The following is a 13,338-nucleotide window of genomic DNA, read 5'->3' as shown; positions in this document are numbered from 1 at the left end:
GTGAGGCCGAGGCTGGTGAGGGCGTCGACGAAGGACGCGTCGACGGCGACCTGGGTGTCGACACCGTTGCTGAGGTCAGCGATCGACGCGGCGGGCGTCGAGGCGGCGCTGGGCTCGGCGGACGACGAGGAGGAAGAGGACGACGTGTCGGTCGACGAACCGGAGTCCATCGAGCAGGCCGCGAGGCTGAAGACGAGGGCGCCCGAGGCGACGAGACCCAGCGTGGTCTTGGTGATGTTCTTACGAGTGAAGGCGTTCATGATGAAGCTCCTTGTCTGTTGGTCCCGGTGGGGATGTACAGGGTTCGCCACCGGGCCCGGAAAGGATTGGAACGCATCTACTTCGTTACCCGCCCGTGACCGAGGGGCACCGGCCCAAATCCTCGTCACCTCAGGCGCTCGGCTCTTATTGTTTCCGAATAGCGATCGCAGAGCGGACAGTGACAATAGGCATGCGCGGACGAACTAGTGAACAACCGCGGTTCCGCGGAGGCCCCACCGCTCGTGGTGTCATCGAGCCTGGTTAGGCCGAGTCGTTCACGCGCTTCCAAGCCAGTTCCAGGGCCCCAACGACGATGTTGGGGATGACCACTCTCACCGTCTTGCCCGAGACCATGGCGGTGATGACGGTCTCGTTGCCGGCTGTCACACGGGAGATGACCTTGAATTCGCTAGGAACCACCCGCTTCATCTTCAGGGGTTCACGCATACTCGCTGGCGCGGAGCCCCACAGCAGGAAACCGTCGTGGACCTCGGCCCCGTAGGAGATGCCGTGCATCGTCCACATCGAGCTAAAAGTCACGCTCAACTGTAAGGCGGCTCAAAGCGCCACGCTGCCCATAGACGGTCTTCAGGCGGGCCTCTTTTGGGAGAGGCACAGGGTAGGTAGGACTATCCCCGCCGGCAACCCCTCTGCGCTTGTCGGGCGGGCATTGTCTTACCCGGGGCAGCATCGGGGCATGGAACGGATCACGATGCACGTGGACGGAGTCCCGCACGATCTGGCTCAGGGGCAGGACTTCAGCCAGGTCAAGGAAGCCGTGGTGCAAGCGGCCCAAGATGGTGCGGGCATGGTGAGTGTCACTCTGGTCGGGAACAGGGTGCTGGACGTGCTGGTCACACCGGGCATTCCGATCGCGTTCGAGTCAGAGGCCGTCCCAGAGGATGTCCGCGACGACGATGACCTCGGTGTCCCCTTTGACTACCCAAGCTTCGACGACTTCACAAGCGCGCTCTGAGGTGCCCACTCAGTTCAGCGATCCACTCGAACTGATCGAGGCTGCCGTCAGGGCTTGCCTCGAGGGGCTCGAGGAGGACCCGGAACGGCGCGATACGTATGTGCAAGACCTTCGCCATCGGCTCCACCAGGTCCACTCCGAGAGACTGCACTAGGGCCCGATAGCCGATCGGTGGACGGACGATTCTGCGGCAGGCTGGTCTGGTGACTGACGAAGCTCGCCATGTTGTCCATTTCCACCGCAAGCACTACGACGCGATCGTCGCTGGCCAGAAAGTGACCACTGTCCGCTGGGGCGAGTCGGTCCACGTCGGAGCCGCGACGTTCGTCTTCGATAATCATCCGACTGCGCAGCCGATCGCCGGGCAGGTCGTCGCGGTCCGCCAGTACCGCCTCGACGAGCTTACTGCGGAGCAGGCTCACGAGCCTCCGGGAACGGACATGACGCTCTTCGCAGCGCAGCTACGCGAGAACTATTACCCGGACATGCCAGGCGGTGCGGTCGTGGACGTCGCTGAGCTCTGTCTTGTCGAGCCGTCCCGATAGAAGATCGTTGACCGCGACCCCGCCCGCTGGGATGCTTCTCGGAACCGAAGAGGGGTCGTCATGTTCGACGAACGAGGGTGGTTCGCTGAGGCCGACGCGAAAGCGCTCAGGCCCGCCGACTCGGTCAACGGTGTGGATCATCGTGGCGATGCTCCCCACACCGAGCAGCGGCCTGAGCCGGTCCGCCTCCGTCCACTCGATCGCCTCTTGCGCGGCTTTCCTTGGCATGACCGAATTCAGCGACAGCGCCGTTAGCTGGCAACCTGCGTCCTCCCGTTAGCCCATCAAGAACCGAGGCGCTTGACTGAGGCTCGGGGTGGGAGCAGCCTGAGGCGGTGATCAGTTACGTCGCGCCACTGGTGCTCGGGGGATCGTTTGTGGGGTTTTGCTTCGTTCTGCGCGGAGAGCAAAGGGCCCGCCGGCGCAAACAGATCGCCGGCCCACTGCCCGATAGCCGATACTCTTGCGCCCGACAGGCTGTGGCGCAGACGCCCAGTTGTCTTCAGAGGTGCCGAGAAGGCTCAGTGTCAGCGTTTCAAGCTAGTGAGCCACCATACGAACCGTTCCGAGTCTTCCCTCGAGGGCATCGGGTTTGTTTCCCAGGCGAACGGCGGCAAGCCGTTCTGATGCCGTTCCTGGTCTATCTCCTCCCTGAAGGCTTCTTGCCACGCGGCGTCTGCGGCCAGGAAGTCGGCGTGGTCGATGCTCTAGGTCACGTCCAGTTCTTCGGTCAGGAGGTCGATTACGCCGCCTCCGTCAGGTCTCTCTTCGTCGCTGCATCCAGAGACAAGAAACAGTGACCCGTCGTCTCGGAGCAATTCCTCGTCCGGCAGCATCAGGTGGTATCCGAATGGTGGAACGAACGGGGTGTCATCGCACGAGGCGATGACCCACCTGCCTGCGTGATCTCCACGTCCGATCCGTCCAGCTATGCCGTCAGCTGACCAGGTTGCGAAGTCGGGTACGGCAGCGCTTTGGGGATAGACCGGTTCGGGTGGCTCGGGCGTTGTGTGGGGCCGCCTGCGGAAGATCATGGTTCATGATGCGCCCTCCAGTGGGAGGGCCGCGGCGCAGGATACGAAGACGTCCCGGTAGGGGATACTGAACCGCGCGCTGGCTGCCCTTAGCGGTGCGCCCGCGTCAGGGCCTTTTCGATGTCTTCGGCAACTGCTCGCGGCTCTCCGGTCAGAAGGGTCACCGGATCACCGGTGTCCGTCTCGACGACGACCCATCGGCCGGACGCAAAGGCTCGGCCGTTGCCTGGCGTCACGGTCACGCTGTGGAGAGAGTCTGTGGCCCATTCTTCGGCTGGCGCTCCTCGAAGGCGAGCGACCAGGCTCGGCCGGTATCGGAAACGCTGCGTCGACATGGAGAACTGGCCCGATAATCCCACTCCGCCCTTGGGCCGGATACGGCTGGCGACAGTTCCCCACAGCATTTCTTCTCCCGGGTGGACGGGGAGAGTTCGCCAGGAGCCCAGCGCCCGGAACTGCGCGACGTACGTTGTGCCGGCTGCTAGCCATACGACGAAGAGAACCACGCTGGCGATCCGGAACCCGCCGCGGTCCTCATTGAGTAGAAGAGACGAGAACACGAGCACCCCGATCGATCCCTGCAGGATCAACTGCGTCAGCATCGACTTGCGGAGGGTGCTTTCAGACCGGCCCCTAGGTGGTTCGACGCGACGTTGAGTCATGGCCACACCTTGTCACCTCGAGCCCGACGAGTTGCACGTCCAAGTGGCCTCGTGGAGTGTCCCATCGGCAATCCCTAGGAAGACTGGGGAGGTGTCGCCTAGACCCTCGATGGCTGGCGTACAGCAGGGCGGTGCCTACCTGCCCACCTCGAGAAGAGAACGGCACCGACAAAGAGCGCGACAATGACGGCGACCAGCAGCGTCCAGCGCCAGGCGGCCGATCGATCGTCCTGGGCGAAGTTGTAGAGCAGAATGCTCCCGCTGACCGCGACGAGCGCGTAACCCACCCCTGCGAGGCCTTCCCACCACAAGGGCTTGAGACGTGTTGGGATTGGGTCGTACATCGCTCGACCATAGGCGCATTCCTGATGCCTCGATCCCTCAGCGCGAGCTCGATAGGGGATCGGCCACCGGCACTTCCATCAGCCTGTTGGACGGCGGGCAAATCGCGGGCATCCTGGTGCGCGAACCGACGCGCTATGGTCCAGGCATGACGCGTCGTGCTGGTCTGACTTCCCGCCTCGTTCTGGTTGCCGGCTTGGCCGCGTTGGTTGTGGGCGTCGTCGTCCTTGCCACCGCGGCGGCGCAGCCGGTCTCCTTCGGGTGGTTCGCCTATGCGCCCCTGTCGGACACGACGTTCACCGCCGAGGGTGTGCACATGTTCTCGACCGCAAGCCTTGTGGGCGCGGACATCGTCGTCATCAGCTTGCTCGTGCTGACAGCATGGCTCAGCTACCGACAGGGTGTGCGCCGCAAGCCTTGACGAGGCGTCTCGTTGGGGGATGGCGAACCGGTCGGAGCGATAGACTGCCAGCAACAAAACCTCTACCGGCTCGGTGGAGGTTTTCTTGTATGACCACTTTCAAGCCGCCCACCATTTCCACTGCTGACGAGCGGCACCGCCCCGAGCTCGAACAGCTCTGGACCATGTTCCGCCACGAGATGTCCGCGTTCACCGGCACGCTTCCTGACGAACGCGGCCGCTTCCGACAGGAACGACTCGACGCCGGCCTCTCGGAACCGGGCTGGTCGGCCCACATCTTCCGCTCGGGATCGCACCCGGTCGGGTTCGCGGTCCTGCGCGGACTCGACGCTGAGGAGCACATAATCAGCAGCTTTTTCGTCGCGCACGGCGCGCGGCGTTCTCGCATCGGACAAGTCGCCGTGACAGAACTGACCGCGGCGCACCCTGGGCGGTGGGCCGTTGCCTACCAAGAACGCAACGACGTCGCAACGAGGTTCTGGCGCAAGGTAGCGAGTGAGATCGACCCAAAGTGCAGCTTCAGAAAGCGCGATGTCCCTGGCCGCCCGGAGCTGCCGGCCGACTCCTGGGCTCGGTTTAGCGTCCGTTAGCCGATGGTCCTTCGGTCACAGATGCTCTGCCGTCGAGGAGGGACGTTACGCTCGCGTCGAGGGGGAACAGTGAGAGGGAAACGAACAGGTCTGCTCGTGCTGGTGATGGGTCTGACTCTGACGGGCTGCGCGTCTGAGGCGGTCGATCCTTCGCTTGCTGAGCACGTGCGGCCGGAGGCGACAGCACTGGCGGACGACGCATTAGCGTGGCCCGGTTCGGCATCCGCTCCCCGCATCACCATCGCGCGGGAAGACACCTGCGGGTACGCCGATGACCCGTCTGGTTTGTTCGTCGACGCGAGCGGGACTCGCTGCTCGCTACAGGGCCGAGCCGTCTACGCCCTCCTCGACGCAGTTACTTCCGAGCAGGCGCACGAGCAAGCTGCTGTTGCCCTCAAAGACTCGAATATCTCGCCGGTCGACCCGTTCAGGGGCTCAGAAGACCTCGATTTGCTTGCCGATTCTGCCGTCGGCGTTGTCACGACGCATCCCGCGTCGAGAGCGCACGGAACGGACGAGACGACGATCGTCGTCGCGACCGTCGATGGTTTCTTAGACCGTGCTTACTTCCACCCGACGAACGTCGTCGTCTCGTCCACGGCTGGGTTGGAAGGGGACGAACTAGCCACGGCGATTAGTGCGACGGGGGCCGCGTATGTGCTGGGGATCGAGTACAGCCGTGAATACTTCGACAGCAGATCCGTCGACGTGAACAAGGCGCCTCGCAACGATCCGCCTCCCTGCTTCGGCACGAGCGGCTACTGCCCCGGCGGGTGAGGTTCATCGTGTCACGTGGGCCTTCTCTGTGCGTCCTGCGCCTACAGACGAATGTCGGCATTGGGTGATCCCCCTCCTTAATGAGACCGAGCACTGCCGGCTAGAAGGTCGCCGGGGTCCGTTATCAGGGAAAAATTCGCCAACCCCTTTTATCTTTCCGGATACAAGACCTAAACTCTGCGCCGACGACGAGGGCTCCGGGGATGCCCGATAGACGATTGTCATCTGGACGAATGATCATTCGGGTCACCGCCCGATATGGTTGCCGGGTCGAATCTGGCGACGTAGGTTGCCGTGATGAACAAGAGCTCTAAGAAGCGCGCGGTGAACCTCGGATTCGGCATCGGCATCGCCCTCATCGTCATTGCATTGCTGATCCTCAACTTCGCCCCAGCGGTGTGGAGCGGCTGGGCGACGTTCTTGGTCGTCATCGGCATCATCGCCGCCCTCGTCGGCTTTGCCTTCTTGCTCGTTCCCGCACGCGACCAGCGCTAACAATGCAGCGCAGGCTCAGTTCCGGCTCTCTCGCTGGGGTGCCTTAGTCAGGGGGGCAGGGTGCGGCCTGCAGGGTCAGGGTGCGAAAAGCACGGCCGGTTCCGGGGATGGTCAAGCCCCTTCTGGGTAATTGGCCTGGTGCGTAGCGTGGTCGGTGGTTTCGGGGAGCAGCAAAGGCGCTACTTGCCGAGATCTCATCCAAGCGGCGTGGCGACGCTTGGTGCGGCGGAGCCGTGAGGTTTCGTTCCGGTCCTGTCAGCCGGCCATGTCATGGTCGGCCGACGAGACTGCGCCTGGAGCCTTTCCTAAGGGATGGCTCCAGGCACCTTCCGCCGAAAGCTGCACCTCGGTCAAGATGCTGCTTGTCGTTACAGGCTGGTCATCCCGCGGGACTTCACCTCGTCGTCGACACTGCCCGTTAGGGGATCGCTTGCCGGGCTGCACACAAGAGATGCTGACGGGAGTGCGGATTGGCGGTGTTGGTCAGTTCGTGGTCATGGTGGGGAGGGTGAGCTGGTCGTCGTCCTTCTTGCCGGCGTGGAGTCGTTGGACGAGGCTGCGGAGAATCGTCGCCGTCACGAGACGGTCGGCGATGCCTCGAGCGGCAAGACCTGCCCGAGTCCGTGGGTAGGCGAAGTGGACGAGCGCCTTCGGGGTCCGGCCCACTCGATCGGCCAGGGGCCGCATCCACTGCTCGTAGGCGGCGAGGGCACTCTCAGGGTCGTCGTTCGCCTGATCGGTCAACGCGGCTGCGAGTGCGTAACCGCCGATGAGAGCGAGGGATGCTCCGCCGCCGCCCATCAGGGTCACGCACCAGGCGGCGTCACCGACGAGGACGATCCGGCCGCGGTGCCACTGGTCGACCCGGATCTGGGTGAGCTGATCGAAGTAGAGGTCATCTGCATGTTCGAGAGCGTCGAGGACGCGTGGCGCCTGCCAGCCGACGTCGGCGTACCGGCTTCGCACGCGTGCCAGCGCTTCCGAACGGTCGACTCCGAGGAGGTCCTCCCCGGGGGCGTAGGCGAGGATCGCGCGGGTGGTGCCGTGGTTGTCGGGGCGAAGGTGGACCGAGCGCCCGCCGATGGCGTTGTACCACCGCCATGTCTGGTCGTCCGTCTCGGTGCGGGGGATCGTCCCGACCGCCATCGTGATGTCGAGGTCTCGGCGGTGGATGGACTCCGCGGGGAAGAGCCGGTCCCGAGTCCTCGACCGGGCGCCTTCGGCGACGACGAGGAAGTCGGCATCCAGGTGCCGTCTTGCGGTGGTCACGACCTCCACCCGATCGTAGCGGTGTCGGACCTCGACCACGCTGTCTCCGTACACGAGCTCGACGTCTGGGACGGCGTCGAGAATGATCTTCGCCAGGTCACCGCGGAGCACCTCCAGCTCAGCGGTGGCGCCCTCCGGTCCGTCTGGCGGGAGGGTCGCGCGGACGGTTCCGTCCGAGTTCACGACGACAGTCCCGGTCTCGGTGGTGTTGGCCGCCCTGACCGCGTCGAGGAGTCCCATCCGCTGCAGCACGTCCCGGGCGACCCCACGGATGTCGACGTTCTGTCCACCGTCCCGGAACTGCGGGGCACGCTCCAGGACTGTCACGTGCCAGCCCGCCCGGTGCAGCCAGAAGGCGGTCGACAAGCCGGCGATGCTCGCCCCCGACACGATCACGTGACGCTGCTCTGCTCGGTGTGCCATGATCCGTGCTCCTCTGTTCGAGTACTCGCAAACCGAATGTATGCGCTGTTTGTGACGTTAGCAGACCGATTATGCTGTTTGCATGCCTCGTCTCAGGGAATCCACTCGGCTTGAGCGACGTCGTCGGATCGCCGCCGCGGCGATGCAGTGCTTTGCGGACGACGGCATCAGCGGGACGTCCATGGCGGACATCGTCCGCGCCTCCGGGCTGTCGTCCGGTGCGATCTACTCGCACTTCGACAGCAAGGCAGAGCTGCTTCGCCACGTGATGTCGACCATGCTCGAGGAGCGCTTCACGGCGGTGGCGGCAGAACCGGACGGATCGGCGACGACCGTCACCCCTGAGGCGCTCCTGGCTCGTCTGCTCGCCGGCCCGTCATCGAACCGGGCCCAGACGAGCGTCTTGGTGCAGGTGTGGGGCGAGATGTCCAGGGACGAGGACCTCGTGCTCGTCGCCGAGGACAACGTCGCACACCTCCGTGCGCTGCTCGTCCAGACGCTCATGCCCTGGGCGGCGCAGCGCGCCGACGCCGATCAGGTCGTGGGCCTCACCACTCGAACCGCGGACTGGCTCATCGCGGTCACGTTCGGCTTCGCCACTGTGCTCGCCTTGCAGCCGGCCGGGGACCAGCCCGACTTCCATGTCAACCTCTTGGACGCCGCGCGCACAATCGGGGACCACGACTACCGGTCGTAGGCAACGGCCAATAGCGGATTGCAGAGATCCCGCAGCGCAGGTGAGGTGTCGCTGTCTATCCGAGGAGGTAGGTGTTCCGGGCTCAAGGCGTCGGACTTGTTCAGACCGAGGGCGAGAGCGTCTTCGAGGTGCGGCCGGGTGACGTGATCTGGTGCGCGCCCGGTTCCCGTCACTGGGAAGGAGCCACCCCCGATGAATTCATGACCTACGTCGCCCTACAAGAATGCGCCAGCGTCGATTTTGGGGATGCCGTCGACGATCACACGTACAGTGCCCCCCGGGCGCGGGCCTGACAGTGAAGTTGTGTGGTCCTCGCAGCCCGCGGCCTCGTGGTGCAGTAGGAAACAATCGTGTCGGAGACAAGGCTCACGCGGGTGTCCCGACAGACGATCGTCATACGCAGCAACAAGAGTGGCTAGCGTCTCGTTATCAGCGTTTGAGGATCTCGTGTCGGATCATGTGGCCGGCACTGATGCTGAGACCTGGCGTCGCCACGGCGGCGATGCCCCGGAGGAAGCGGTCATCGGTGAGCTGGTCGATGAGGAGCCGGGCGAGGTCGTCGCGGGCGCAGAGGTTCCCCTCGATCTCGTCCGCCGCGACGGCGTAGCTGTGGCCTGGGATGCTGACGAGCCCGGGCGGGTGCACGATCGTCCAGTCGAGGGTGCTGGCTGTGATGAGAGATTCCATCTTCGCCATGTCGTCGTAGACGGTGCGCCCGAGCACGTGCCGCATGAGGCCGTAGGCGACGACCTGGGCGATTCCGCTCTGATGGTGGGACCGGCGGACCCCTGCTGACGTGACGACGATCAAGCGTCGCCGGTGGTGGTTCTCCATCGCCGCGATGACGCTTCTGGTCGTTGCCGAATAGACCTCGACCGGTTTCAGCGTGAACGCAGCGCCGATGGTGCAGATGACGGAGTCGGTGGCGGCGACCGCGGTGTCGATCACGGCAGGATCGGTAGCATCGCCAGCGACGACCCGGAGTCGCTGACGGTGCAGGGGGAAGCTCTCGGGGTGCCGGGTGAGGGCGTCGACGCGGTGCCCCCGGTTCAGGGCCTGCTGGACCACCTCGCGGCCCGTGGGGCCGTTGGCACCGAGGACCAGGAGGCGCTGGGGCCCGGCTGCGGCGAGGGGCGCCGCGTCGTGGGTCACAGCTGGACCGTGTCGTTCTCGATCGGATCGCGGTCGGGGTTCCTCGTCACGGCTGCCCGGACGGTCTGGACGACGAAGGCGACGGTGCTGCCGGGGCCCTCCCAGTACTCGGCCGAGTCTGCCTCGACCCGGATGAGGCAGAGGCCGTCCGTCTCGAGCCCGTCCGGGAACCAGGCCTGAAGAGGCTTCGCCCACAGGTCCTCGGCCTTCGTGCGGTCGTGGACGATCGTCGCCCGCCCCGCCAGCGAGGTCCAGGTGTGCCCCTTCATGTTCACGAACGCGACGTTGACCTGCTCGTGTGCGCCGATCTGCTGAGCCTTGGCGGAATCGTCGTAGGCGAAGAACCACAGGTCGCCGTCGAACTCGGCCTCCTGCAGGGCCATCGGGCGGCTGACGCTCCGGCCCTCAGAGGTCGTCGTGGTCAGCATCGCGACTTTAGCGTCGCTGACCAGCTCGGCGACGTGGTGCTGGGTGGGGGTGGTGTCGGTCATGTCGTTCTCCTCGTCGAGTAACAGAATTCTGTTTCTTGGAGCGTACGCGGCGAGAGCACGCGATGGAAGGATGAGGGCATGCCGCACCTCCCGGACTCCGAAGCCGCGCGGGACCTGGACGACGTTCTGACCTGGAACGTCGTCCGGGTTGCACGGTTCGTCGGGAACCGGCTCGCTGAGCGCCTGGCTGACCTCGGCCTTAACCCGATCCAGTTCGGGGTCCTCGCGTTCCTCGAGAGAGAAGGAGAGCTGACGACGGCTGAGATCGCGCGGGCCGTGCTGCTGCGACCGCAGAGCGTTGCCCCGCTCCTGGATGGGCTGGAAGCACGGGACCTGATTCGTCGTGTCGGCGATCGTGGCAAGGGGCGACGAAACCCCGTGCGGATGACGGAAGCTGGCAGGGAGGTCCTCGTGCAAGCATGGGTGATAGCCCTGGCGGCCAACGACCTCGGCGACGCGGCCCTCAGCGCGCACGAGAGCAAAGAGCTCAACCGGCTCCTGCTCAAGATCGCTCTAGCTACCGAGCCCTGAATGCCACACGCTCAGCGCGTGTTCCTACTCGACGTCGACGCCGCCTGACGGGGGATGCCTGACGGGGAACCTGAGCGAACCCAGGAACCCCGCCATCAGCGGGGTCCGAGCTGCGTCCGCAACTTAGCTGTATATCGGCTTCGCGCCTAGTGCCCGTTGGAGGATGGGCTAACGCGAGCGCGCGCGGTCGGCTTGACCTGAGTCGACCGGCGGGAGAGTGTGGAGCCATGGACACCGACGACGGCCGAAGTATGAGGCGGTCAGTGGCGCTGTTCTTGTTGATTGTCGCGTCGCTCGTGGTCATCGCTGCGGTGACGCTCCTCGTTCTAGACCCGTCACGAGCGGGCATGTACTTCACGCTGGCCGGCGCATTGATCACGGTCTATCTCAACGCCGGAAACCTGAAGCGAGGCCAGGCTGCCCGATAGAGGATCGCTTACCGACCAGGCTTCAGCCTGACTCGTGATGGCCGGGCTGGGTCTCGATGCCGCAGGATGAAGTCATGGCACCGGTCCCCGACGACGTCATCGAGCGGTTCGAGTTGTTCGCCATTCGCGCCGGCAAGGAGTTCGGTAGCGCCGTCCGGTCAAGATCACTCGGTTCCGGCAGCTCGATGCTGCCGATGCTCCAGGTCGGCCAGTTCTCGGTCGTCGTGGCTGATGGGCTGGTCATCGACATCGCCCCGACCTCAGGCATGCCCGCCCGGCGGTGGGAGCTGGGCTGGGATGAGTCCGATTTCGCTGAGGCATGGTTCCTGCTCACGGACCATCTCCTGACCGGGCGCCTCGAGCCTGGCAGTCTTGACGCATTCGTCGCCCGGGTCGTCGCCATGGTCGGCCAGGCTGGCGGCGTCAAGGTCTCCACCGTTCAGGCCGAGTTCGACCGTGTGGTGACCGTGACCCCGCACCGGCATGGAGCCCTGCCTTTCGAGGTCCTGGTGATCAAGGACGACTCGGTCGTCGTCAGCGGTAACGACTTCGGTTGGTGGGATCTGGGCGGCGACGGCGATGACGGCCTGGTCGAGGCGCTCCGCGTCGTGACGCAGTTCGTGGTCAGGGGCGGCACCGTTCGGAGCACGTGGCGTACGTGTGACCTGCTGGACGTCGACGGCGCTGTCGTCGGCGGCTCGTATCGGGACGGAGTACATCGGCTGCGTCCCCGTCAGCTGCACTTTTTCCCTTACATGCCCGGCCGCGCCACTGAGACCGGGCACCCGTCTCACTAGACGATAATCATGTGGGGTCTAAGTTCGTGCGTCAGTTGATGGTGTCGCCGTTCCACGAAAGGTCGGAGTCCTCGTCGACCGGGTACGCCTCGAAGCGGCCATCGGTAAGGATCACGTGGACGAGCTCTCGAGGGCCGGCGACGATGGTGGAGTCCCAGTCGATCTCGGTGGCGAGCACCCAGGCGTGGTCCTCAGGCCAGAGCAACTGAGGTGGTTCGTCGGTTCGGAAGCCGATGTGTGGACCCCAGCCGGGCTCTGCGAGCTCCGCGGTGTCGGTCTGGGCCAGGACGTAGTCGTACCGATCGATGGTCACCGATCGGCCGGTGAGGACCTGCCCGGTACCGCCGACCCAGTACGCCGCCAGGGCGTCCCCCGGTGTTGTGGTGGCCCTCCCTAGCGGCGGTGCTAGGGCAGCGAGCACCTGCGGGTCGAGGTACCCGACGTCGCTGGTGCCACCGCGTGGCTCGTCGTGGCCGAGCAGTCGCTCCCATTGGACGAGAGGGTGCATGACCTTGTCGGCCGTGGCGGCGACGTCAGCCCACCGGCGGTGTTCCCAGGTGCCGGCTCCTGTGGGGCGGGGATGGAGGATGCGCGCGTAGGCCTCGAAGTCGTGCCCAGCGACGGAGCCAACCCGTGCCCAGCCTTTGAGGCGGTACATCCGCGGCCCTAGCCAGGTGGCGCGCTCGACGTCGTTGGTGATCTGCATGGTCGTGACCTTGCCATGCCTGGAAAGCCGTGCCAAGGGCGACCAGTTGTACGCGCGTCTGTCGCATTTGGGGATCGGCTTGTGAACCGTTAAGGACCGGTCGATGGAACAGAAGTGGCATTCTTGGACTATGACTCCCAACGGCGACGTCAGTCCGGCCAAAGCTCAACTCCGAAGGGCACTCATCGGCATCACCGTGGGCGTCGTCCTCGTCGTTGCTTTCCTTGTGGTCAGTGCTGTGACGGACCGCCTATGTCTCATCGGGGTGGGTGTTGGGGTGGTGTTCGTTGCTCTGAACGCCGGTCGAGCCATCTGGGTCATGAAGCAACGCGAGGGAAAGCGGTAGACCGCCGCCCTAATGGCCGGCATGGCCGCTGTTCAAACGAACGAGCCGCCCGATAGGGGATCCTCGACCGGCACCGTAGTTCGACGTGGCTAGCCTTGATCGATGATGTCTCAGCTCAGTCAGCTTGCCGGTCTAGCCGCCGGTCTCTCGATCCTGACCTCGTTTCTCGTAGTCATCGTCTTGGCGTTGGCCGCGTACGCCCTCGTCCTCACGATCAGGTTTCTTCGATCGAGACTCGAACAAGACGGCTCAGAGCAGCGCGGTGACGATTCCCGACAGGGGGTCGCTTAGCGGCCTCCTGGCGTTTCGCCGTGGCCGTGACCTTCGTCCTTGAGCGCTTCGCCCTCGGCCACGTCTTCAGTAATGGTTATGCCCGGATTCCAGCCATGTTCTTT

At 64.8% G+C, this 13,338-nt stretch carries 18 protein-coding genes and 1 pseudogene; 12 read left to right on the top strand and 7 right to left on the bottom strand.

The genetic code is table 11. The annotated features are described in order from the left end of the window. Positions 1-260: pseudogene (locus tag HRF36_RS06265) on the bottom strand (hypothetical protein); the annotation flags it as partial. 262 nt (positions 261-522) lie between these two features. Beyond that, positions 523-801, bottom strand: coding sequence for a hypothetical protein (locus HRF36_RS06260; protein ID WP_173207684.1), 279 nt, complete (start codon positions 799-801; stop codon positions 523-525). Between the two features lie 157 nt (positions 802-958). Between HRF36_RS06260 and HRF36_RS06255 the strand changes: the two genes are divergently transcribed. The 3 genes from HRF36_RS06255 (at position 959) to HRF36_RS06245 (ending at position 2,582) form a co-directional block, all read left to right on the top strand. Then, complete coding sequence (locus tag HRF36_RS06255) at positions 959-1,237, top strand: hypothetical protein (RefSeq protein ID WP_173207682.1); 279 nt, start codon at positions 959-961, stop codon at positions 1,235-1,237. A gap of 203 nt (positions 1,238-1,440) precedes the next feature. Continuing rightward, positions 1,441-1,782: an ASCH domain-containing protein gene (locus HRF36_RS06250; protein ID WP_173207679.1), complete on the top strand. Its 342-nt coding sequence runs from the start codon at positions 1,441-1,443 to the stop codon at positions 1,780-1,782. A gap of 626 nt (positions 1,783-2,408) precedes the next feature. After that, complete coding sequence (locus HRF36_RS06245) at positions 2,409-2,582, top strand: hypothetical protein (protein ID WP_173207676.1); 174 nt, start codon at positions 2,409-2,411, stop codon at positions 2,580-2,582. A gap of 323 nt (positions 2,583-2,905) precedes the next feature. On the opposite strand, the gene HRF36_RS06240 is transcribed toward HRF36_RS06245, so the two are convergent. Next, positions 2,906-3,418 carry a hypothetical protein gene (locus tag HRF36_RS06240; RefSeq protein WP_173207674.1) on the bottom strand — a complete coding sequence of 171 codons (513 nt, stop codon included), beginning with the start codon at positions 3,416-3,418 and terminating at the stop codon, positions 2,906-2,908. 382 nt (positions 3,419-3,800) lie between these two features. On the opposite strand from HRF36_RS06240, the gene HRF36_RS06235 reads away from it, so the two are divergent. From HRF36_RS06235 to HRF36_RS06220, 4 genes are all read left to right on the top strand, one after another. Next, the gene (locus tag HRF36_RS06235; RefSeq protein ID WP_173207671.1) at positions 3,801-4,241 is read left to right on the top strand and encodes a hypothetical protein; all 441 of its coding nucleotides are present in this window, start codon (positions 3,801-3,803) and stop codon (positions 4,239-4,241) included. Between the two features lie 89 nt (positions 4,242-4,330). After that, a complete protein-coding gene (locus HRF36_RS06230) occupies positions 4,331-4,831 on the top strand; it encodes a GNAT family N-acetyltransferase (protein WP_173207667.1) in 501 nt (166 codons plus the stop codon). 69 nt (positions 4,832-4,900) lie between these two features. Next, positions 4,901-5,608: a hypothetical protein gene (locus HRF36_RS06225; protein WP_217270878.1), complete on the top strand. Its 708-nt coding sequence runs from the start codon at positions 4,901-4,903 to the stop codon at positions 5,606-5,608. A gap of 297 nt (positions 5,609-5,905) precedes the next feature. Further along, on the top strand, positions 5,906-6,103 hold the full coding sequence (locus HRF36_RS06220) for a hypothetical protein (RefSeq protein WP_173207661.1): 198 nt from the start codon (positions 5,906-5,908) through the stop codon (positions 6,101-6,103). Between the two features lie 483 nt (positions 6,104-6,586). Here the strand turns inward: HRF36_RS06220 and HRF36_RS06215 are convergent, their stop codons facing one another. Further along, a complete protein-coding gene (locus tag HRF36_RS06215) occupies positions 6,587-7,795 on the bottom strand; it encodes an FAD-dependent monooxygenase (protein ID WP_173207658.1) in 1,209 nt (402 codons plus the stop codon). 82 nt (positions 7,796-7,877) lie between these two features. Here HRF36_RS06215 and HRF36_RS06210 point away from each other — a divergent pair, with 82 nt between their 5' ends. Continuing rightward, the gene (locus HRF36_RS06210) at positions 7,878-8,492 is read left to right on the top strand and encodes a TetR/AcrR family transcriptional regulator (RefSeq protein WP_173207654.1); all 615 of its coding nucleotides are present in this window, start codon (positions 7,878-7,880) and stop codon (positions 8,490-8,492) included. A 429-nt stretch (positions 8,493-8,921) separates the two neighbouring features. On the opposite strand, the gene HRF36_RS06205 is transcribed toward HRF36_RS06210, so the two are convergent. Then, positions 8,922-9,644 (bottom strand): NAD(P)H-binding protein, encoded by a 723-nt coding sequence (locus HRF36_RS06205; protein WP_173207651.1) that lies wholly within the window; start codon positions 9,642-9,644, stop codon positions 8,922-8,924. Then, on the bottom strand, positions 9,641-10,135 hold the full coding sequence (locus tag HRF36_RS06200; protein WP_173207648.1) for a pyridoxamine 5'-phosphate oxidase family protein: 495 nt from the start codon (positions 10,133-10,135) through the stop codon (positions 9,641-9,643). Before HRF36_RS06200 ends, HRF36_RS06205 begins: the two co-directional genes overlap by 4 nt. Positions 10,136-10,213: 78 nt before the next feature. On the opposite strand from HRF36_RS06200, the gene HRF36_RS06195 reads away from it, so the two are divergent. The 3 genes from HRF36_RS06195 (at position 10,214) to HRF36_RS06185 (ending at position 11,891) form a co-directional block, all read left to right on the top strand. Beyond that, a complete protein-coding gene (locus tag HRF36_RS06195; protein WP_173207645.1) occupies positions 10,214-10,666 on the top strand; it encodes a MarR family winged helix-turn-helix transcriptional regulator in 453 nt (150 codons plus the stop codon). Positions 10,667-10,893: 227 nt separating this feature from the next. After that, positions 10,894-11,094, top strand: a complete 201-nt coding sequence (locus HRF36_RS06190) for a hypothetical protein (RefSeq protein ID WP_173207642.1) — start codon at positions 10,894-10,896, stop codon at positions 11,092-11,094. 74 nt (positions 11,095-11,168) lie between these two features. Beyond that, entirely contained in the window at positions 11,169-11,891 is a 723-nt protein-coding gene (locus tag HRF36_RS06185; RefSeq protein ID WP_173207639.1) for a hypothetical protein, read from the top strand. Between the two features lie 31 nt (positions 11,892-11,922). Here HRF36_RS06185 and HRF36_RS06180 read toward each other — a convergent pair whose 3' ends face one another. Continuing rightward, on the bottom strand, positions 11,923-12,597 hold the full coding sequence (locus tag HRF36_RS06180; protein WP_173207636.1) for a hypothetical protein: 675 nt from the start codon (positions 12,595-12,597) through the stop codon (positions 11,923-11,925). Positions 12,598-12,700: 103 nt separating this feature from the next. Here HRF36_RS06180 and HRF36_RS06175 point away from each other — a divergent pair, with 103 nt between their 5' ends. After that, the gene (locus HRF36_RS06175; RefSeq protein WP_173207633.1) at positions 12,701-12,943 is read left to right on the top strand and encodes a hypothetical protein; all 243 of its coding nucleotides are present in this window, start codon (positions 12,701-12,703) and stop codon (positions 12,941-12,943) included. The last annotated feature ends 395 nt before the right edge of the window (positions 12,944-13,338 follow it).

The sequence above is a fragment of the Frigoribacterium sp. VKM Ac-2836 genome, assembly GCF_013248995.1.
Classification (GTDB): domain Bacteria; phylum Actinomycetota; class Actinomycetes; order Actinomycetales; family Microbacteriaceae; genus Frigoribacterium.
Note: the sequence above shows the minus strand (reverse complement) of the source record. Positions and strands in the feature narration are given on the sequence as shown.